This is a genomic window from Streptomyces sp. NBC_00090 (genome assembly GCF_045160815.1).
Taxonomy (GTDB): domain Bacteria; phylum Actinomycetota; class Actinomycetes; order Streptomycetales; family Streptomycetaceae; genus Streptomyces.
Genome location: NZ_CP108224.1, coordinates 7,885,483 through 7,904,960, shown reverse-complemented (window position 1 = coordinate 7,904,960; position 19,478 = coordinate 7,885,483). Strand labels below are relative to the sequence as shown.

General features: G+C 71.1%; 17 protein-coding genes and 2 pseudogenes. 8 read left to right on the top strand and 11 right to left on the bottom strand.

Translation table 11 applies throughout. The features are described 5' to 3' along the window. Positions 1-31 precede the first annotated feature (31 nt). Genes OG361_RS35170 through OG361_RS35160 form a run of 3 tightly spaced genes read right to left on the bottom strand, consistent with a single transcriptional unit; the run spans position 32 to position 4,420 of the window. On the bottom strand, positions 32-2,653 hold the full coding sequence (locus OG361_RS35170) for a cation-translocating P-type ATPase (RefSeq protein WP_405860099.1): 2,622 nt from the start codon (positions 2,651-2,653) through the stop codon (positions 32-34). 7 nt (positions 2,654-2,660) lie between these two features. Continuing rightward, positions 2,661-3,521, bottom strand: a complete 861-nt coding sequence (locus tag OG361_RS35165) for a universal stress protein (RefSeq protein WP_405860097.1) — start codon at positions 3,519-3,521, stop codon at positions 2,661-2,663. After that, a complete protein-coding gene (locus OG361_RS35160; protein ID WP_405860095.1) occupies positions 3,518-4,420 on the bottom strand; it encodes a universal stress protein in 903 nt (300 codons plus the stop codon). Before OG361_RS35160 ends, OG361_RS35165 begins: the two co-directional genes overlap by 4 nt. Before the next feature lie 247 nt (positions 4,421-4,667). On the opposite strand from OG361_RS35160, the gene OG361_RS35155 reads away from it, so the two are divergent. Further along, complete coding sequence (locus OG361_RS35155; protein WP_405860094.1) at positions 4,668-5,291, top strand: CBS domain-containing protein; 624 nt, start codon at positions 4,668-4,670, stop codon at positions 5,289-5,291. Between the two features lie 22 nt (positions 5,292-5,313). Next, the gene (locus OG361_RS35150) at positions 5,314-6,303 is read left to right on the top strand and encodes an Acg family FMN-binding oxidoreductase (protein WP_405860092.1); all 990 of its coding nucleotides are present in this window, start codon (positions 5,314-5,316) and stop codon (positions 6,301-6,303) included. Between the two features lie 8 nt (positions 6,304-6,311). Here OG361_RS35150 and OG361_RS35145 read toward each other — a convergent pair whose 3' ends face one another. From OG361_RS35145 to OG361_RS35135, 3 genes are read right to left on the bottom strand one after another with little or no spacing between them, the layout of a single operon-like run. Continuing rightward, a complete protein-coding gene (locus tag OG361_RS35145) occupies positions 6,312-8,702 on the bottom strand; it encodes a glycoside hydrolase family 65 protein (RefSeq protein WP_405860090.1) in 2,391 nt (796 codons plus the stop codon). Positions 8,703-8,708: 6 nt separating this feature from the next. Then, on the bottom strand, positions 8,709-9,176 hold the full coding sequence (locus tag OG361_RS35140) for a hypothetical protein (RefSeq protein ID WP_405860088.1): 468 nt from the start codon (positions 9,174-9,176) through the stop codon (positions 8,709-8,711). Further along, positions 9,173-10,255: a zinc-dependent alcohol dehydrogenase family protein gene (locus tag OG361_RS35135; RefSeq protein WP_405860087.1), complete on the bottom strand. Its 1,083-nt coding sequence runs from the start codon at positions 10,253-10,255 to the stop codon at positions 9,173-9,175. The genes OG361_RS35140 and OG361_RS35135 overlap by 4 nt, the downstream gene beginning before the upstream one ends. Positions 10,256-10,431: 176 nt before the next feature. Here OG361_RS35135 and OG361_RS35130 point away from each other — a divergent pair, with 176 nt between their 5' ends. From OG361_RS35130 to OG361_RS35105, 6 genes and pseudogenes are all read left to right on the top strand, one after another. Next, entirely contained in the window at positions 10,432-11,241 is an 810-nt protein-coding gene (locus OG361_RS35130) for an MBL fold metallo-hydrolase (RefSeq protein WP_405860085.1), read from the top strand. 175 nt (positions 11,242-11,416) lie between these two features. Beyond that, positions 11,417-11,503: pseudogene (locus OG361_RS35125) on the top strand (hypothetical protein); the annotation flags it as partial. A 190-nt stretch (positions 11,504-11,693) separates the two neighbouring features. Continuing rightward, the gene (locus OG361_RS35120) at positions 11,694-12,347 is read left to right on the top strand and encodes a CBS domain-containing protein (RefSeq protein ID WP_405860083.1); all 654 of its coding nucleotides are present in this window, start codon (positions 11,694-11,696) and stop codon (positions 12,345-12,347) included. A 53-nt stretch (positions 12,348-12,400) separates the two neighbouring features. After that, positions 12,401-13,011: pseudogene (locus OG361_RS35115) on the top strand (nicotinate phosphoribosyltransferase); the annotation flags it as partial. Between the two features lie 141 nt (positions 13,012-13,152). Next, the gene (locus OG361_RS35110; protein WP_405860081.1) at positions 13,153-13,758 is read left to right on the top strand and encodes a CBS domain-containing protein; all 606 of its coding nucleotides are present in this window, start codon (positions 13,153-13,155) and stop codon (positions 13,756-13,758) included. Between the two features lie 5 nt (positions 13,759-13,763). Beyond that, positions 13,764-14,423 (top strand): DUF4389 domain-containing protein, encoded by a 660-nt coding sequence (locus tag OG361_RS35105; RefSeq protein WP_405860079.1) that lies wholly within the window; start codon positions 13,764-13,766, stop codon positions 14,421-14,423. On the opposite strand, the gene OG361_RS35100 is transcribed toward OG361_RS35105, so the two are convergent. The 5 genes from OG361_RS35100 to OG361_RS35080 all read right to left on the bottom strand — a co-directional run bounded on the left by OG361_RS35100 (position 14,393) and on the right by OG361_RS35080 (position 19,341). Beyond that, entirely contained in the window at positions 14,393-17,119 is a 2,727-nt protein-coding gene (locus tag OG361_RS35100) for a cation-translocating P-type ATPase (RefSeq protein ID WP_405860078.1), read from the bottom strand. The genes OG361_RS35105 and OG361_RS35100 overlap by 31 nt on opposite strands. Then, entirely contained in the window at positions 17,112-17,702 is a 591-nt protein-coding gene (locus tag OG361_RS35095; protein ID WP_405860076.1) for a hypothetical protein, read from the bottom strand. The genes OG361_RS35100 and OG361_RS35095 overlap by 8 nt, the downstream gene beginning before the upstream one ends. A gap of 47 nt (positions 17,703-17,749) precedes the next feature. Beyond that, the gene (locus OG361_RS35090; protein WP_405860074.1) at positions 17,750-18,253 is read right to left on the bottom strand and encodes a flavodoxin domain-containing protein; all 504 of its coding nucleotides are present in this window, start codon (positions 18,251-18,253) and stop codon (positions 17,750-17,752) included. Beyond that, a complete protein-coding gene (locus OG361_RS35085; protein ID WP_384577337.1) occupies positions 18,250-18,708 on the bottom strand; it encodes an Hsp20/alpha crystallin family protein in 459 nt (152 codons plus the stop codon). The genes OG361_RS35090 and OG361_RS35085 overlap by 4 nt, the downstream gene beginning before the upstream one ends. 219 nt (positions 18,709-18,927) lie before the next feature. Then, positions 18,928-19,341: a CBS domain-containing protein gene (locus tag OG361_RS35080; RefSeq protein WP_405860072.1), complete on the bottom strand. Its 414-nt coding sequence runs from the start codon at positions 19,339-19,341 to the stop codon at positions 18,928-18,930. Positions 19,342-19,478: the final 137 nt, after the last annotated feature.

Sequence of the window (19,478 nt, the reverse complement as noted above, 5' to 3'; positions counted from 1 at the left end):
AGCGCACGGGCTGCACCCGAGGCGCGCACTCTCACCGTAGTCCGGGTGAACCACCCGTTCCTGTCGGGCCCCCCGGGTGGAAGGCGGTCCGTACGACGCGGGCCGCCGTGAATCCGGCGGGCGCGCACGCGAGAGCGATCCCGGCGCCCGCCCAGCCGAGTGGCTCGGTCTCCAGGATCGAGTTCAGGAAGGGCACGTACAGCGCTGCCGCCGCCAGAAGGGCAGAGGCGAGGACGGACAGAGGGAGGAACGGGTTCTCCTTGGTCAGAAGTCGGGTACGCAGTCCCAGGGCGACGCCCAGCTGCGCGGCCAGCAGGGCGAGGAACAGGACGCTCTGCCAGGCAAGGTCCAGTGCCTGGGCGGCGAGCCCCGCACCGAGGGAGGCCGCCGTGACGACGGCCGCGAGAAGGAGCAGCCTCTGCCAGGCGCCACCGCCGAGAATGTGCTGGTCAGGTGGGCGCGGCGGGCGGTGCATCGCTCCCGGGGACGCGGGTTCGGCGCCCATGGCGACGCCCGTGAGGCCGTGTGTCAGGAGGTTGATCCACAGGATCTGGCCGGCGCGAAGTGGCAGCGGCAGCCCGAGCAGCGGGCCGATGAGCATCACGAGGATCTCGGCGGCGCCGCCGGCCATCCCGTAGACGAGGAAGCGGCGGATGTTGTCGTAGACACGCCTTCCCTCCTCGACGGCCGCCACGACCGTCGCGAGTTCGTCGTCGGTGAGGACGAGGTCGGCGGCCTGCCGGGCGACCTCCGTGCCGCGTGCGCCCATGGCCACGCCGATGTCGGCACGGTGCAGGGCGGGGCCGTCGTTGACCCCGTCGCCGGTCATGGCGGTCACCGCTCCCCTGGCGCGCCATGCCTCCACAATGTCCAGTTTCTGCTGGGGGTCCGTACGGGCGAAGACCCGCACCGAGGTGAGGTCGGCGACGCGTCCTGCGGCGACGTCGGCGCCGGTGACGACCCGTCCCTCCGTCTCGCCGCCGTCGCCCAGGAGGCCGATGTGGGACGCCACCGCCCTAGCCGTCGCCGGATGGTCCCCGGTGATGAGGACGGGCGTGATGCCGGCCGCACGGCAGGAGGCGAGAGTCGCCGCGGCATGCGGCTTGGGCGGGTCGCTGAGCGCGACGAGGCCGAGGAGCGCGAGCCCCGACTCCGCCGTGGTGACATGGCTCGGGATGTCGTTCCGCGCCCCCGACGCCACGGCGAGCACGCGGTACCCCCGAGCGGCCAGGCGTGCGGCCTCCTGGCGGGCCGCCGCGAGCGCGTCCGGAGGATCGAGCAGGACGGCCGGGTCGAGTACGGCTTCGGGTGCGCCCTTCATGCAGACGAGAACCCCGTCTCCGCCGGTCTTGTGGAGCGTGGTCATGCGTCTGCGGAGGCTGTCGAAGGGCGCTTCACCGATCCGGGGGCGGGTCGCCGACAGTTCCGCCGGACCCGGGCATCGCGTCTTGGCCGCGGCCGCCAGCAGGGCGGCTTCCATGGGGTCGCCCAGAGCCGTCCAGCGGCCGTCGGGCCCCCGGTCGTCCGCCGGGCGCAGCGTGGCGTCGTTGCACAGGGCGGTCACGGTCAGCAGCTCCGTCAGCGGCACGAGCTCGTCCGCTTCCGCCGGTCTCCCGGCGACAAGGACCTCGCCCTCGGGTTCGTACCCCACCCCCGAGAGCTCGGCGGTCACGCGCGGTGTCCAGACGTGCTGGACGACCATGCGGCCCTCCGTCAGGGTGCCGGTCTTGTCGGTGGCGAGGACGGACACCGAGCCGAGCGTCTCCACCGCGGGCAGCCGACGCACCAGGGCATGCCGGGCAGCCATGCGCCGGGCTCCGAGTGCCAGGGCCAGGGTGACGACGGCGGGAAGGGACTCAGGGACCGCCGCGACGGCCAGGCTGATGGCGGTGACCGCCATCGTGCCGAGCGGGAGCCCCCGCACCAGGCCGAGGGTGAAGACCAGGACGCACAGGGCGAGCGTCACGGCCGCGAGGACGCGCCCGAGGGCGGCGAGTCGGCGCTGCAGCGGGGTCGGCTCGCGACGTTCGTCGAGAAGAGCCGCGATGCGGCCGAGCGCGCTGGATGCCCCGGTCGCCGTGACCATGGCCACGCCCCGGCCCCGGACGACGACCGTGCCCGCGCTCAGGGTCGCACCGGCGTCCCTGTCGATGGGCACGGACTCCCCGGTGAGCATGGACTCGTCCACCAGCACGGCGGACGCCTCGGCAAGCTCGGCGTCCGCGGCGACGATGTCGCCCTCACCGACCACGAGGACGTCACCCGGGACGATCGCCGCCGCCGGGAGGTCGCGCACGGCGCCGTCGCGCCGCACGCGCGCGTGCGGGGCGGTGAGGGCCGAGAGAGCGGCGACGGCATTGTCGGCCCGGATCTCCTGCGCCACCCCGACGGTCGTGTTCACGAGGACGACCAGCCCGATGACGACGGCGTCGGGATAGTCGCGGATCGCGAGGGTCAGCACGACTGCCCCGAGGAGCACCATGATCAGCGGGTCGGTCAGCTGGGCCAGGACCCTGCTGTGGAGCCGTACGGGCCTTCTCGCGGTGACCTCGTTGGGGCCGGTGTCGGCCAGTCGGCGGGCGGCCTCCGCCTCGGTGAGTCCGGTCGTGACCCGCACCGACGCGAGTGCCTGGCCCGCTGCCGACGCGGTCATGGCCCGCTCACCTCGCAGGGACGGTGATCACCGGGCAGTGGGCACGGTGGAGCAGCCCGTGGACCACGGAGCCGACACGCATCCCGGTGTACCCGCCCCGGCCCCTGCGGCCGACGACGACGGCCAGGGCGTGTTCGGCGGCGCCGGCGAGCGTCTCGACGGGGGAACCGGTGAGCACCTCGTGGGTGAGCCGGACGTCAGGGTACTTGTCCGCCCAGCCGGCGGTGGTCTCCGAGAGCAGGCGGCGTTCGGCGTGGAACAGCGTGTCACCGCTGCGCAGGGTGAAGACAGGGGGCTGCCAGACAGCGACGGCGCGCAGTGCACAGCGACGAAGGTCCGCTTCCTCGAAGCCCCAGGCCAGCGCGGAGCGTGAGGATTCGCTGCCGTCGACGCCGACGACGAGATGGGGCGTCTCCTGGGTGAGGTGTTCCGCGTCGCCGACGACGACCACCGGGCAGTGTGCCTTCGCGGTGACCGGGACGACCAGGGAGCCGGCGCTCAGGAACTCCTCGGTACGACTGAGGTGCCGGGAGCCCAGCACGATGATGCCGGCCTCGTTCGACAGAGCGGCCAGGGCTGCCGCCGGGAACCCGTCAAGAAGAGAGGAGGTGGCCTTGATGTCCGGCTGCCGGGCGTGCGCCCAGGCGAGTGCCGTACGCAGAGCTTCCGAGCCGGCCTGCCGCTGTGCCAGGTGACGAGGGGTGTCGTCGACGTGCTGGGTGTCGTGCTGCGGTGGTATCGCGACCACCAGGCACAGTCCCACGCCTCGCAGGTGAGCCTCGTCCGCGGCCCAGGCAAGGGCCAGGTGCCAGTTCTTGACCGGGTCGATACCGACGACGATGTCACGGCGATCCGTGGTGCGTGTCACGACGTGCTCCCGTGTCCGGGCCCTTGCCGGGGGATGAGCTCCACGGGGCAGTGGGCGTGCTGCAGCAGGCTCAGCGTGGTCCGGCCGAGGGTCGGTCCGAGGTATCCGGGCGAACGTCGACCACCGATGACCAGAAGGTCTACGTGGTGCGACGCGTCGACGAGAGCCCCGGGCACGCTGTGACTCTTCTGGCCGTCGGCGTGCACGGTGAGCTTCGGGAACTCCTCCCGGAGCCGGTCCGAGACCGAGGCCATGAGGCGTACGTGATCGCGGGCGATCTCGTCGCCACCGTTGTGCAACGCAGCCCGTGAGCGGGCGGACAGCCCGACACTCCAGATGTGCAGGAGCCGCAGAGGTACCTTTCGCAGCAGGGCCTCGCGGGCCGCCGCACGGGCGCAGCCCACATCGGCCTCGTCCCGCACCGCCGCAAGAACCACGCCGGCCTCGACGGGCTCCGCAGCCCCGCGCACCACGACCACCGGCGTGGTGGCGCCGGCCGCGACCTCAAGACCGACCGATCCGAGCAACAGCGAGGAGAACCCGCCGAGGCCCCGGTGTCCGACGACGATCGTGCCGGTCAGGGCGGCGGCGCGACGCAGACCGTCGGGGGCCCCACCATCGGTGAGTTCCGTGACGACCGTCAGCTCGGGGTGGCGCGCCGTGATCGTCTCGGCGGTCCGGTCGAGTAGTTCCCTTCCCGCCTGCCGACTCCTGACGATCTCCACCTGGGACAGAAACGGGGCCTGTCTGTCCGTGTCAGCTGCATGGACGAGGAAGAGAGTGCTGCCCCGCAGCGCCGCCTCCGCTGCCGCCCACGTCACCGCCGTGCGTGCGGATGGTGATCCGTCGACGCCGACGACGACCCTGCTGGGGCCGGGACGGGTTGTGATTCCGTCCATTGCTCCTCCTCACGCGGTCCGGGGGACTCCTTCCACCCTGGCAGCTGGTCCCGAGTGGCCGGAGGGCCGCTGGGGCCAATGACGGGACCAAAGGTCCTACCCGGGCGGGGCAGAGCGCGGACTGGCAACGACGAGCCCGTTCGGGCCTGAGGGTGGACCATTCGGCCCTCGCCGACCCCGAGCGTGCGGTGGAGGGTGGTGACACGGGACAGCACCCCGGCCGAACCCTCGAACAGGAGGCGCGGTGATGAAGCACATGAAGGTCGGCGGTCTGATGACCGACGACGTGGTCTCCGCCGTCCCTGCTGCGTCGTTCCGGGAGGTGGCTAAGCTGCTCGCCGAGCACGACATCAGCGGGGTCCCCGTCGTGGACGAGGACGACCGTGTTGTCGGTGTCGTCTCCGAGAGCGACCTCCTGGCCCGCGACGAGCTGACTGCGCGGGACCTGATGACCACGCCGGCCATCACAGTGCACGCCGAGGAGACGGTGGCGGACGCGGCACGGCTGATGGTGCGCCGCGGAGTCGAGCGCCTACCCGTGGTCGACGAGGAGGAACGACTGGTCGGCATCGTGACCCGCCGCGATCTTCTGTGTGTCTACCTCCGCCCGGACGCGGAGATACGGCGCCGCATCCGTGAGGACGTCCTCACGGATGCCATGGACCTGCCCGGGGACGCAGTGGACGCGCACGTCTTGGACGGCGTGGTGACGCTGGGGGGCCGCGTCCGGCGGCGGAGTCAGGCCCTGATGCTCGTCGGACTCACCGAGAAGGTCGACGGCGTCGTCGCCGTCGTGGACCGACTGTCCTTCCACGAGGACGACACGCGTCTAGCGTCCTCCACCCGGACTCCGCACGACATCTCTTGGTGATTCAGCGCAGACAGGACGAACCGTGTCGACCACCGCTTTGACCCGATCACTCGTGACGTCGCTGATCGAAGACGCCGTCACGGCTCCCTCGATGCACAACGCACAGCCGTGGAAGTTCGTCTGCAAGACGGGTACCGGCGTCATCGAGCTGCACGGCGATCCGCTGCGTGGCATGCCGCACGAGGACCCGAACCACCGTGCCCTCCACCTCGGCTGCGGCGCCGCCCTGTTCGGTCTGCGGGTCGGCGCCGCGCACAGAGGTCGGCACGCCGCGGTCCGGCTGCTGCCCCGCCCCGAAGACCGCTGGCACTTCGCCGACGTGGAACTCCACGGTGCGGACGACGTCGACCGCGGTCTCGTCGCGCTCCACGCCGCCCTGTCGCGGCGCCACACCAGCCGTTTCCCCTTCACCGAGGAGCGGATCCCCTCCGAGGTGATCGACGGTCTGCGGGCCTCGGCCCTCCTGGAGGGCTGCCAGCTGGTCGTGCCGGGCGACTGGCACACCGACGCCGTCCTCGAGATCGTCCACGACTCCGAAAGGTTCGAGGCCGCGGACGCGGCGGTTCGCGCGGAGATCGCCGCCTGGACGCGCACGGGTGCGTCCGACGAGGGCTCCGGGACCGAGGGCATCCCTTCGTACGCCTTCGGCCCGCGGCAATACGACGTCACCTCTCCGGTCCGGGACTTCGACTCACCCCGGCACGTCCCGGACCGCGCTTCGGCACGCTTCGAGAAGCGGCCGCAGATCGCCCTCCTCGGCACGGTCGACGACAATCCGCAACAGTGGCTGATGGCAGGCCAGGCGCTGCACCGGGTCCTGCTCCGGGCCACCCTCGACGGTCTGTCCACCTCCCTCATGTCCCAGCCCCTGGAGTGGTCCGAACTCCGCTCCGCCATACGCGATCCGGCTTCGACGGCGGCCTTCGTCCACATGGTGCTCCGCCTGGGCTACGGCCCCCAGGGGCGGGCCACGCCGCGTCGGCCCGTCTCCGAAGTGCTCACCTTCGACTGAACCGCCCCTCACAGACGGAACCAGCGCTCCTGTCCGGGTGCGACGGTCCCCCTCCGTCCGCCAGGGAGTACGACGGCGAGCGGGCCCTCGGGCGAGGCAGGAACCCGAACTGCCAGCCGCCCGGGAAGCATCCGCAGGCGCACCCCTCGATGAGGGCCGCAGCACAGGGTGAAGGTGAACCGTGGGATCTCCGCGAGCGTCACCGGAGCCACTCGAAGCCCTTCCGGTCCCGTTTCCAGGCCGGTGATCCCGCGTTCGACGAGGTCGATCGTGCCGGCCATCGCGCCGAGATGGATGCCCTCTCCGGTCGTTCCGCCCTGGACGTCGGCCACGTCGGCGAGCAGGGCCTCCTCGCAGTACCGCCAGGCGTCGGCGCCCTTCTGCCGGGCCAGCACCCACCCGTGGACGAGGCTGCTCAGGGTCGAGCCGTGGCTGGTGCGCCGCAGGTAGTACGAGACGGTCGCACGCCACATCTCGTCGTCCAAGGGGTAGCCGAGCCGGCCGAACAGGCCGTACAGCTCCTCGGGCCGGAAGAGGTAGCCGAGCATGAGGGTGTCGGCCTGCTTCGACGCCTGGTAGCGGTTGACCGTGTCGCCCTCGGCCTCCAGGATCCGGTCGAGCCGACGGATGTCGCCGTAACGGGCCCGGTAGGCCTCCCAGTCGAGTTCCGCCAGGTCTCCGTATCCCTCGAACTGGCTCACCACGCCCTGGTGGAACGGCACGTACAGGCGGCGCGAGACGTCCTCCCAGCGAGCGAGTTCGCCGTCGTCCAGCGACAGTTGCTCCGCCAGTTCCGAGCGGCGGGCCTTGGGAAGTTCACCGAACAGATCGAGACCGCGGGCGAGAACCCATGCGGCGGTCGCGTTCGTGTAGGCGTTGTCGTCGATACCCGGGACCGTCGCATCGGGATAGGCGTCGTGGTACTCGTCCGGTCCCACGACCCCCCGGATGCGGTAGCGGCCGAGCGCGGGGTCGAAGGTGGCAGCCCCGGCCCAGTAGCCGGCGACCTCAAGCAGGATCTCCGCACCGGCCGAGTGGAGGAATCCCCGGTCGCCGGTGGCCTGGGCGTACTTCCAGACGTTGTACGCGACAGCCGACCCCACATGGCGCTGGAGCCGGGAGCGGTCGGCCAACCACCGCCCCGAGCGCGGGTTGAGGTGCAGGACCTGTGTCTCCTCCCGGCCCGAACTCGCGCTCTGCCAGGGGTACATGGCCCCCTGCTGACCGGCGAGGCGGGCGGCCTCGCGGGCGGCCGGCAGGCGCCGGTGCCGGTACATGAGCAGCGCCCGGGCCACCTCGGGAAAGTGGAGGTCGAGGTAGGGCAGGACGAAGAGCTCGTCCCAGAAGACGTGCCCCCGGTACGCCTCGCCGTGCAGTCCCCGCGCGGGAACGCCCACATCGAGGTCCGCCGTGTGCGGGGAGAGCGTCTGCAGCAGGTGGAACACGTGCAGCCGCAGGATGCGGCCGGCTTCCCCGGGCGCATCCAGCTCCCCCTGCTCCCAGACGCGCTGCCACGCCACCTTGTGGACCGAGAGCAGCCGGGGGAAGGACGGAGTACGAGCGATCAGGTCGGTGGCTGCCGTGAGCGGGTCGGCGGCGGGCCAGTCCATCGAGGTGTGCAGCGCCAGGGTCTTCACGACCATCGCCGAGCGGCGGGGAACGAGTGGCAGGTGGTACGTCTGCTCGGTGCCGGCCGAGGTGGCTGCCTCCCGTGAGGGCCGGGCGGGGCGGGTGACCGTGCGCACGGCCATGGCGATCCGAATGCCCGGGTCGACGGTACGGCACGAGATCCAGGCAACGCCGTCGGGCTCGAATCCGGTCCGGTGGTCGCTGAGATGGCGCCCGTCCAGGTGCCGGTAGCGCTCGACTCCGGCGTTGGTGACGGTGCCGTCGAGAAGGGACTGCACTTCGATGGAACCGCTCCAACCGTAGGCACGGAACAGGGTGCACTGGGCCGCCAGTCCGGGTTCTCCCATGTGGACGATGCGGATGTGGCTGACGCGCAGGCCCCGCCCACGGGCGTCCTTGAAGAACAGACGTCGGGTGAGCACGCCCGCGCGCAGGTCGAGGTGCACGTCGTAGTGGCGCAGTTCCCCGGCGTCGGGGGTGAGCCAGTCGCCCGGCGGCCCGTCGTCCGGCAGGCAGCGATAGCGCAGAAGCGTCCAGTTCGGAAGGTTGACGATGTCCTCGTTCTCGACCTGCTGCCCTGCGACGGTCGAGGTGAGCCGGTCGTAGCAGCCGGCCAGATAGGTGCCCGGGTAGTGCGCACCCCCGGCGGTGCACTCGGGAGCGGATCCCCGGGTCGCGAACCGGCCGTTGCCCAGGGTGCAGAGCGCTTCGACCAGCGGCTCGCGTTCCGGGTCGTACCGGTCGTAGCGCCATGTCCAGCCGGTGGTCATCCGCGCTCACCCCACACGCTCCGGACCAGCGTTGTTCAGGTCGGGAACCACCAGGTGGGCACCCTGCTCCCGCAGGAGGCCGGTGGTGCGCCGCAGCGGGGTGCGGTCGACACCGACGACGAGAGCGTCTGTACGAAGCAGATCGACGAAAGCCCGTTCCTTGTGTGCCGCGACGGCCCAGACCGTGCCGCAGCCGGAGGCGTCGTGGGGCTCTCCCGGTGGGAAGTGAAGGCCGCGGGCGGTGAGGAAGGCCGCGGCGCCGTCGTACCGGGACCTGCCGTCGACGAGTCGGCGGTACTCGGCGTCCCCGTCGAAGGGGGGCGGTGTCCCGCTGTCGGGCGCAAGTGGGTCGAGGCAGGCGTCGAAAGCGATCTTCCATGCCGCCGCGTGCACGACGGCGGAGTCGAGCAGAACACCGTCGGTGTCGAGGACAACACTCTCCGGCGGCCGAGAGCCCGGGCCTCGGCCGTTCATCGGGCCACCGACGTGTCAGGGAGGCTCACGACCGTGTGCTGCGGGCCGCCCAGCGCGACCTTGATGGCGCCGGTCTCAGCCGCGCGGCCGAAAACGTCGTACGCCTCCTCCATCTGCCCCAGCTCGAATCGGTGGGTGATCAGTTCTGCCGACGGCAGCCGCCCAGCGGCCATCATGCGCAGCAACATCGGCGTGGACGAGGTGTCCACCAGCCCGGTGGTGATCGTGACGTCCTTGATCCACAGGTCTTCGAGGTGAAGGGTCGCGGGCTTGCCGTGCACTCCGATGTTGGCGACCCTGCCGCCTGGTCGGACCATTCGCGTGCACATCTCGAACGCCTCCGGGACACCGACGGCTTCCATGACGACGTCGGCGCCGAGACCGTCGGTCAGATCCGCGACGAGCTGTTCGGGGCCTTCCCCGGCGTTCACGATGGCGTCCGCGCCGAGGGCGCGGGCGGCGCTCAGCCGGGACTCGGCAAGGTCGACGGCGACGATACGGCCGGGACTGTAGAGGCCCGCCGTGATGATGGCGGTGAGGCCGATGGGGCCCGCGCCGACCACGACCACCGTGTCGGCGGGGCTCACCGCGCCGTTCAGGACACCCACCTCATAGGAGGTGGGGAAGATGTCGGCGAGCAGGACGGCATCGGAGCTGTCGAGCGAGTCCGGCAGCGGGTGGACGGACAGGTCGGCGAAGGGCACGCGGACGTATTCGGCCTGTGTGCCGTCGACGGTGTGGCCGAGGATCCAGCCGCCGCCGCCCCGGCACTGTCCGTAGCGGCTCTCACGGCAGAAGCGACACCTTCCGCAGGCCGTGATGCAGGAGACCAGGACCCGGTCCCCCGGCCGAACCGTGCGGACGTCGCCCCCGGTCTCCACCACCGTGCCGACCGCTTCGTGTCCGAGCACCCGACCGGGCGTCACCTCCGGGACGTCCCCCTTCAGGATGTGCAGGTCGGTGCCGCAGATGGTGACGGCGTCGACCCGGACGATCGCGTCGGCGGGATCCTCGATGACCGGGTCGGGTACGTCCTGCCAGGCGATCCGTCCCGGGCCCTGGAAGACGAGTGCCTTCATGGCGCCCACCCACTTCCTGTCGCGCTTCGCTGCGGTCCTCGTCCACCAGGCTCCGTCCGCTGCTCGGGCTGCGCATGGGCCGGTCGGCTCCCCGATGGGCCCGTACGGACTCTCGGGGCGGGCCGGGTCCGGATGCGAGGGTGGAGACCGGTACACGTTCCGAAGGAGGGACGGCCATGTCCGAGGCAGCCCCGAATCCCGCTCCCACGACCCCGCGACCGGCTCTGCTCAGCTTCCTGGGCGGGGTGGGTACGGTCACTGGCAGCAAGTTCCTGGTCGAGAGCGACCATGCCCGGATCCTCCTCGACTGCGGTCTCTTCCAGGGTTTCGCGAAGCTGCGGCACCGCAACTGGGAGCGGTTCGCCCGCGACGCCGCGGATGTGGACGCCGTGGTCGTCACCCATGCCCACCTGGACCATTGCGGCTATCTGCCCCGTCTGGTGCGGCAGGGATTCCGGGGACCGATCCTGACCAGCGCCCACACCGCCCGGCTCGCCGGGATCGTGCTGCGCGACAGCGCACGGCTCCAGATGGAGGCCGCCCGGCACGCCAACGAACACGGCCGGTCCAAACACTGCCCGGCCAAGCCGCTCTACGACGACTCGGACGTCGAGAAGACCCTGGCGTTCTTCGACCCCGTGACCGTCGGCGAGGACGTGGAGATCATGGCCGGCACCCGGCTGACGCTCCACCACGGCGGACACATCCTCGGCTCGGCATGGGCCCACCTCACACTGGAGGACGGCCACACCCTGGCCACCTCCGGGGACCTGGGCCGCCCAGGGCACCCGCTGCTGCTGCCGCCGGAGCCGTTCTCGGGCGCCGACGTCCTTCTCATGGAGTCCACCTACGGCGACCGCCACCACGACCAGGAGTCCGCCCCTCGGAGTTCGCCTCCGTCATCGCACGCACACTCGCACGGAACGGCACCGTCGTCATCCCGGCCTTCGCGATCGACCGGACCGAGGTCGTCCTGCACGAACTGAGCCGTCTGCGCGACACGGGCGTCCTGCCCCGCTCGGTTCCCGTGTACGTGGACAGCCCCATGGCCCTCGCCGCGCTGGACGTCTACCGGGACGCCGTGCGCGAGCACTCCGCCGAGCTGCGGCCCGAGATCCTCCCCCGTACACCACCTACCTCGTCCACGGCGAGCCGACGGCGTCCGAGGCGCTGCGCGATCGCATCGACCGCGAACTGGGCTGGACGGCCGTCGTACCCCGCTCCGGGGAGGCCGTCCTGGTCCGCTGACCCGGTCCCGTCGGTCCCGGCTGTGACCCGCCCGGCCCTACCTGGGCAGGACCGCCGCGCGGGAGTCTGTGGAGAGAGGGCGGGAGACACACCATGAGCATCAGGAGGATGCTGCCGAACGAACTCGTTCCGGTACCCGCAGCCGTTGCGGCAGCGCTGGCGCGCCGATCCCTCAGGTAAGGAATGAGCGATGACACATCAGCCGTTCACCGTCGCCGACGTGATGACCAAGAAGGTCGTCGCCGTCCAGCCCGGCGCGGAGTTCAAGGAGATCGTCGCCGCCATGGAGCGGTGGAAGGTGACGGCCGTACCGGTCGTCGAGGGCGAGGGCCGCGTCGTCGGGGTGGTTTCCGAGGCCGATCTGCTCCTCAAGGAGGAGTTCCACGACCACCGCCTCGGTCTCGTCGAACAGATGCGACGGCTGGACGCCACGGCCAAGGCCGGTTCTCGCCGGGCCGAGGACCTGATGACCTCGCCCGCGGTCTCCGTTGCTCCCGAGGCGTCCCTGCCCCAGGCCGCCCGCCTCATGGCCTCCCACCACGTCAAACGGCTGCCGGTCGTCGGCACGCGCGGCACGATCCAGGGAATCGTGAGCCGGTCCGACCTCCTCAAGGTCTTCCTCCGCCCGGACGAGGATCTCGCCGCCGAAGTGCGCCGCGACGTTGTCGAGCACCTTTTCCCGCTCTCTCAGCGCCAGGTCGACGTCCGTGTCGACGCCGGAGTCGTGACGCTGTCCGGCGAGGTCCGCGACAGCGCGCTCATCCCGCTCGCAGCCCGCCTGGCCCGCGCTGTCGAAGGCGTGGTGGACGTACAGTGCGAGCTCACCGCCCAGGGCCGGACGTAGCCATGTCCGGCCGTTCCGGTGCGGGTCACGAGGCCACCCGACGTGCTCGAAGCATGTCCCAGGTGACCAGCACCGACCTGTACGAGGTCACGATGGTGCTCTCGTACCTGCGGGGGGACATGCGGGCCCCTGCCACCTTCAGCCTCTTCGTCCGCGACCTCCCCCGGGCCGCGGACTCCTCGTCGCGGCGGGGCTCGAACCGGCCCTCGACTACCTTTCCCGGTTCCGGGTGGGCCGCTCCGACGTCCTTGAGTTCGCCGAGTCACTGCGTCGTCCGGCCGAGGACCTGGAACCGCTGCACGGCCTGTCGTTCCACGGCCAGGTCCGCGCCGTGCCCGAAGGACGGCTCGTCCTCGCAGGTGAGCCGCTCCTGGAAGTCACTGCGCCCCTGCCGCAGGCCCAGCTCGTGGAGACCTACCTGCTGTCCCTCGTCTGCCATCAGACGGCGGTCGCCTCCAAGGCGGCGCGGTGTGTGCTCGCCGCCGGGCGGCCCCTGGTGGACTTCTCCGAACACGTCCCTGCCCCGGCAGCTCCGCTACGCCCTCGGCCTCGCGGACCAAGCCACCGGGGCGCACCACCCGGACGTCAGGCTCTCCGCGTCGGTACTGCGCAGGGCACTGGAAGACCTGGCCGTCGTGCTCGACGAGCGCTTCCTGCGCACGGCCAGGGGACCCGATCGGGTCTTCGCCGCCTACGCCGCCGGCCACGGCAACCCCAGGGGCCGGACGGCCCTCCCCAGGACGGCGGCAGCGGGCGATCCTGAACGTGGGGGCCGCCGGTCGAACGCGCGAGAAGGTGACGAGCGATGAGGCACCGCAGCGTCGCGGATCTGATGACACCCACGGCGGTCAGCGTCGGTCCGGGCACGACGTTCAAGGAGATCGCCCGGCTCCTGGACGAGTTCGACATCACCGCGGTGTGCGTGGTGGACGAGTCGAACCGGCCGCTGGGCGTGGTCTCGGAGGCCGACCTGGTACGGCGCCGTGCCGCCGGTGCCGGGCCCGGCACGGCGGGTGCGCTCATGTCCAGCCCCGCCGTCGTCGCCCGCCCGGAGTGGAGCGTGGTGCGCGCCGCCCGGGTGATGGAACGGGCCAGGATCAAGCGTCTGCCCGTCGTCGACGACGACGGACGCCTCGTGGGTGTGCTCAGTCGGAGCGACCTCGTCCAGCTCTTCCTGCGCCGGGACCGGGCGATCCAGGAGGAGATCGTCGAAGACGTGGTCACCCACACCCTGAGGCTGAGCCCATCGGCCCTCTCGGTGGAGGTCGAGGACGGCCGGGTCATCCTCAGTGGCACGGTCCGCCGCCGCAGCCTCGTTCCGGTGCTTCTCCGGCTCTGCAACAGCGTCGACGGTGTCGTGGGGGTTGTCGACCGGCTCAGGTACGAAGACGACGACCTGTCGAGGAAGTGACGATCATGGAAACCCAGCGCGGCTCCTACCCTCCGGTGGTGGTGACGGCCGAGCTCGACAAGCCGCTGTCCCGCTGGCTGTGGCTGGTCAAATGGATCCTGGTGATCCCGCACTGGATCGTGCTGATCTTCCTGTGGATCGCCTTCTTCGTGGTGACGGTGATCGCGTTCTTCGCCATCCTCTTCACCGAGCGCTTCCCACGGGGCCTGTTCGACTTCAATCTCGGCGTGCTCCGCTGGTCCTGGCGCGTCTCGTACTACTCGTACGGAGCCCTGGGCACCGACCGCTACCCGCCCTTCAGCCTGGGCCCCGAGCCCGACTACCCGGCCCGGCTCGACATCGCCTACCCGGAGCGGCTCTCCCGCTCGATGGTCCTGGTCAAGTGGTGGCTGCTCGCCATCCCCCAGTACCTGGTGGTCGCCTTCTTCACCAGCGACATGCACGCGGGATGGTGGAGCGGCGGACTGATCACCCTGCTCACGCTCATCGCGGGCTTCGCCGTGGCCTTCACCGAACGGTACCCGCGTGACCTGTTCGCCCTGATCGTCGGCCTGAACCGCTGGGTCCTGCGCGTCGCCGCCTACGCGAGCCTCATGACGGACGCCTACCCGCCCTTCCGCCTCGACCAGGGCGGTCACGAACCGGGGACGGCCGACGTCCGCTGACGGCGCCGCCTGGCGCGCCGCAGCTCGTCCGTGCCCCACACCAAGACCGGGAACGTTGCGACGAGCAGGACGACGTCCAGGGGCAAGGCGGCCGTGCCGAAGAGATGTTGGAGCGGGGGCGCGTAGACGAGAGCGGCCGTGAACGCGAGCTCGAAGGCGATACCGGCGATCAGCAGGGGATTCGAGAACACCCCGATGTCGCGCAACGCCGCGTGATCGGTGCGGGCCGCGAACGCCGTGCCGATCTGGCAGGTGACAATGCCGGCGAAGGTGGCCGTGGTGGCCGTCACGTAGGCGTGGTGCAGAGGGCTGCCAGTACCCGTGGGGTCGCCCGGCTGCCAGCCCGCGCGCCACAGCACGTAGAAGTAGCCCGCCATGACGAGGACCGCCGACGTGAGCCCCAAGTACCCCCAGCTCCGTATGAGCATGTCGCGGGAGATCACGCCCTGGTGCCGCGGCCGCGGAGGCCGCTGCATGATGCCGGGCTCGGAGCGTTCCCGGCCCAGCGCGAGGGCGGGCAGGGTCTCGGTGCCGAGGTCGATGGCGAGGATCTGCAGCACGGTCAGGGGGAGCGGTACCGTGCCGGCGGAGAGCGCGAAGACGAGGAAGGGAACGATCTCCGGAGTCGCGTGAGCGAAGATGTAGACGATGAACTTGCGTACGTTGTCGTAGACGCGGCGCCCGGCTTCGACCGCGGTCACGATGGTGGCGAAGTCGTCGTCGGTGAGCACCATCGTGGCGGCCTCGCGGGCCACGTCGGTGCCCGAGCGCCCCATGGCCACCCCGATGTGCGCGCGGTGCAGTGCAGGGGCGTCGTTGACACCGTCGCCGGTCATGGCCACGATCCGGCCGTGGGCCCGCAGGGTGTCCGCCACCTTGAGCTTCGTCTCGGGCGAGGAGCGGGCGAAGACGATCTCGTCGTCGCCTTCCACGAGGAGCCGGTCCAGCTCGTCGTCGCCCAGCGCCTCCGACGCCGCGACCACGTGCAGGCGGGGCACTCCGATGCCGACCTCCCGGGCCACGGCCGCGGCCGTGGCGCCGTTGTCGCCCGTCACGACGTGTACCCGGATCCCGGCCTCGTGGCAGCGGCGTACGGCCTCCGCCACCTCGGAGCGCGGCGGGTCGTACAGCCCGACGAGCCCGAGCAGGGTCAACCCCGACTCCGCGTCCTGGCGGCGTGACGGCAGCTCCGCGCCACTCGGCACGTCGCGTACAGCGACGGCCAGGACCCGCATGCCGTCCCGAGCCAGCTCGTCAGCCGCCGCGCGGGCCGAGTCCGCCCCCGTTCCGGGCAGGAGGCGGTCCAGCACCGCCTCGGGCGCACCCTTGACCACGATCCGCATGGGGCCCTGTATCTCCCCGCCCCACGTCTCCCCGCCCTGCACGACCGACATCAGGCGCAGCCGCGGATCGAAGCGGAACAGCGCCCGCCGTCCCGCGTCGCGCCGACCCAGGTCCAGCGGAGCCCCGTGGTCGGCGGCCCCGGCGACGAGGGCGGCCTCGGTGGGGTCGCCGTGCAGTTCGCCGTCGGCTTCTCGCGTGACGGTGGTGCACAGGGCTCCCGCCCTCGCCAACTCCTCTGCCCAGGGGCCCGGCTCCGACCCGTGGTCGACCGTCCACAGCACCCTGAGACGCATGCTGTTGCGGGTGAGTGTGCCGGTCTTGTCCGTGCAGATGACGCTCGTGGAACCGAGGGTCTCCACGGCGCTGAGCCGTTTGACCAGGGCACCCCGGCGGGCCAGGGCGCGGACGCCCACTGCCAGGGCCAGCGTGATGGTCGGAAGGAGTCCCTCGGGGACGTTGGCGACGAGGAGCCCGATGGCGAACGTCAGGGAGTCGGTGACCGGAAGCCCGACCGCCACCCCGAGGACGAGAAACACGACGCCCATGCCGGTCGCGACGCCGGCGATGAGCCACGCGACCCGCTTGACCTGCCGTTCCAGAGGGCTCGCCTCGCGCCGCGTCCGCTGGCTGAGCGCGGCGATCCGACCGAGTTCCGTGTGGTTTCCGGTGGCGAACACGATGGCGCGGGCCTGCCCTTCGACACAGGTCGTCCCGCTGAAGACGAGGTTCGGCTCCTCAAGCAGCGGAGCGCCGAGGATACCGGCTGAGGCGATCCGCTCAGCCGGCACGGACTCGCCCGTGAGCATCGACAGATCGACCTCGACCCCGCCCTCGGTGACGTGTGCGTCGGCGGGGACCTTGTCGCCCTCCTCGAGGAGGATCAGATCGCCCGGTACGAGGTCACGGGCCTCCACGACGTGGGGCTGCCCGTCGCGTACGGCGAGGGCGTGCTCGGGCAGATAGCGGGCGAGCGTCTCCACCGCCCGCTCAGCTTGACGTTCCTGGAGCAGGGCGAAAGCCGCGTTGACGGCGATGACCGCGAGGATCGCCCAACCGAGGACCGCCAGGTCCGCGACGAAGGCGAGAACGGCGGCAGCCCACAGCAACAGGGCCAGGGGGTGGACCAACTGTCCGACCAGCTCGCGCATGAAGGAAGAGCGCACCTTGCGCCGCACTTCGTTCGGTCCGTGGATGGCGAGGCGCCGGGCGGCCTCGCGGGCCGAGAGGCCATCCGGCCCCGTGGCGAGTTCACGACGCAGCCGGGGCAACGGTTCACTGGGGTCGAAGGGCAGCGCCTCGGGGGAGGAAGCGGCCCGCTCCGGGGTGGCACGGCTGCCGGCACGGTCAGCCATCGCCGTCCCCTGCACCGCTGCCCCGGTGGAGTCGGCCGGACCATACGGGTTCCACCTGCTCCCACTCGTGTTCCCAGGCCGCGAGCCGGTGGCCTTCGGTCCACCGTCGCAGGAGGAGGAGTGCACCGGCCCCCGTGACTCCGACAAAACCTGCCGCTGCCGTACCGCCGGAGAACGATGTCAGCGCGCGGTCCGCGACACTGCCCGGGGGCCGGGCGGGGGCCCCTGCGTCGTCCACCCAGATCGTCACGGCGCGCCCCTGGGGCGTCCGGGGCGGGACGTGGATGTTCCCGGACCGGCGGACGTGCTCGGGCTGTTCCCACACCGCCGGTGCGACGGCCTGCGGCTTCGTGCCGTACCGGGTGGCGACGGGCGGCTCCTTCGCCGGCCCGGTGGTGGTCGCGGTCACCTGATGGCGATGGGCGGCGAGTTCACGATCGGCCTTTGCTCCGGCCGTCCAAAGGATCCCGGCGGCCACAGCACCGCAGACCAGAGCGATCATCAGCACGAAGACCAGGGCGGCGCGCTTTGCGGGTCTCCTGGGCGGGGTGGTCCCGTTCCCCGACGGCTCGTGGTGGAGCATGCCGCACCTCCCGTTGGGGTGGCCTCGCCCACCTGTCAGAGGCCCCTTCAGTGGGTGGCGTCGAGTTCCGTTCCGATGTGGTGGGCCCATGCCCGGATCCGTTCCGGATTGCGGAAGTCGCCGCCCTTGCCCCGGCGCACCATCGCGCGGGCGACCGAGCCCGACGTCTCGGCGGTCACGGCGCCACCGAAGGTCATGTGCTCACGAGCACCGAGCTTCTTCATCCGCCGGGCGACTCCTCGGACGGGCGGGATGTCGTGCTGCTCCGCGGAACTGTCGATGGGACCGCTGCTGAACAGCCAGAGAGGCCGGTGCCTCAGCTGTTCGGCGTTGCGCCGGGCGCACCGTCGTGCCTTGCCGGTCCAGTGCCCGGCGTAGAGGGCTCCGCCGAGAACGACGCCGTCGTACCCGCTCACGTCGGTGACGGTGTCGGCCGGCAGGACGGCAGCGTCGAAGCCGTCGTCCCGAAGCGTCCGGCCGATCTCTTCGGCGATACCGGCAGTCGCGCCGGCCTTGCTGCCATAGGCGACCAGGACACGTTTGGCGTTCATGATTCCGCGCCCTCGGCCGGCTTGTCGGTCCGCTTCACCGGAACGGTCCGAACGGACGTGGTCTCCTCGTCGGGCATCGGGACGCGAATGGTGAGAATGCCGTCCGCGTACGACGCCTCGACGTCGTCGGCGGGGATCGTGCCCGGGAGGCGCACGGTCCTGCGGAACGAGCCGTAGCGGAACTCCGAATGCTCCTTGTCCTCCGTGCTCTCGCTGTGCTCCGCACTCACCGTGATGAGGTTGTCGTCGACGGTGATGCCGATGTCGTCGTCCGGGTCCATCCCCGGCAGCTCGGCCCGCAGCACGTACACGCCGTCACCGCTGGTCACCTCCACAGGAATGGAGTGAGCAGCCGTCGCGGGGCGCCACCCGGGCAGCCCGGGGAACTCCCGGTTGAACCAGTCGTTGAAGTCGGGGAAGAGGCTGTGCCTGCGTTCCACCTTGCCTCCGGCCATTGCTCTGCTCCTCATGTACGGGGCCCAGGACGGTCGCCGTGGACCCGAGTAGGTGCGGACAGGCGGCGGATCGGGTTGCGGAGCCCGGTCCGACTCCGTAACCCACTCTTCCACCCACGAGGTCGCGTGGCGCAGTGTCCAAGGGGGCTGTCCGACGGGGCCGAACGGGCCGCACCAGGAGGGGACCGACCGGCCCATGGCGCCACAGCGCTGGTGCTGTCAGCGGCAGATCTCCTCGACGAAATGGCCCACCCGTTCCTCCGGCAGGTGCCGCGCCAGGTCCGCCTCACTGATCATGCCGACCAGGCGATGGTCGTCGATCACGGGCACGCGGCGGACACGGTGGTGCTGCATCGTGCGGAGCACCACTTCGCTGTCGGCGCCCGCGTCCACGGTGACCGGCTTGCCCTGGGCGAGGTCCCCTGCCGTCATCCGGTGAGGGTCCTTGCCTTTGGCGAGGCACTTCACCACGATGTCCCGGTCGGTGATGATGCCGTGCAGCCGGTCGTCCGGCCCGCAGATGGGCAGCGCGCCGACATCCAGTTCGCTCATGCGGCGTGCGGCGTCCATGAGGTTCTCGTTCTCCTGCACGCAGCTTGCACCGGAGTGCATGATTTCCCTTGCGGTCGTCATGGCCGCGTCCTCCTTTCCGTCCCCCTGTTCGCGATCCGGCTGATTCGCCGTTGGTTCACAGGAAGAGCGTCGACACGCTGATGGTGTGTACCGGGCGCTTGGGTCGCCCATACGCCCCCTCCACGGGCAGCTGGTGG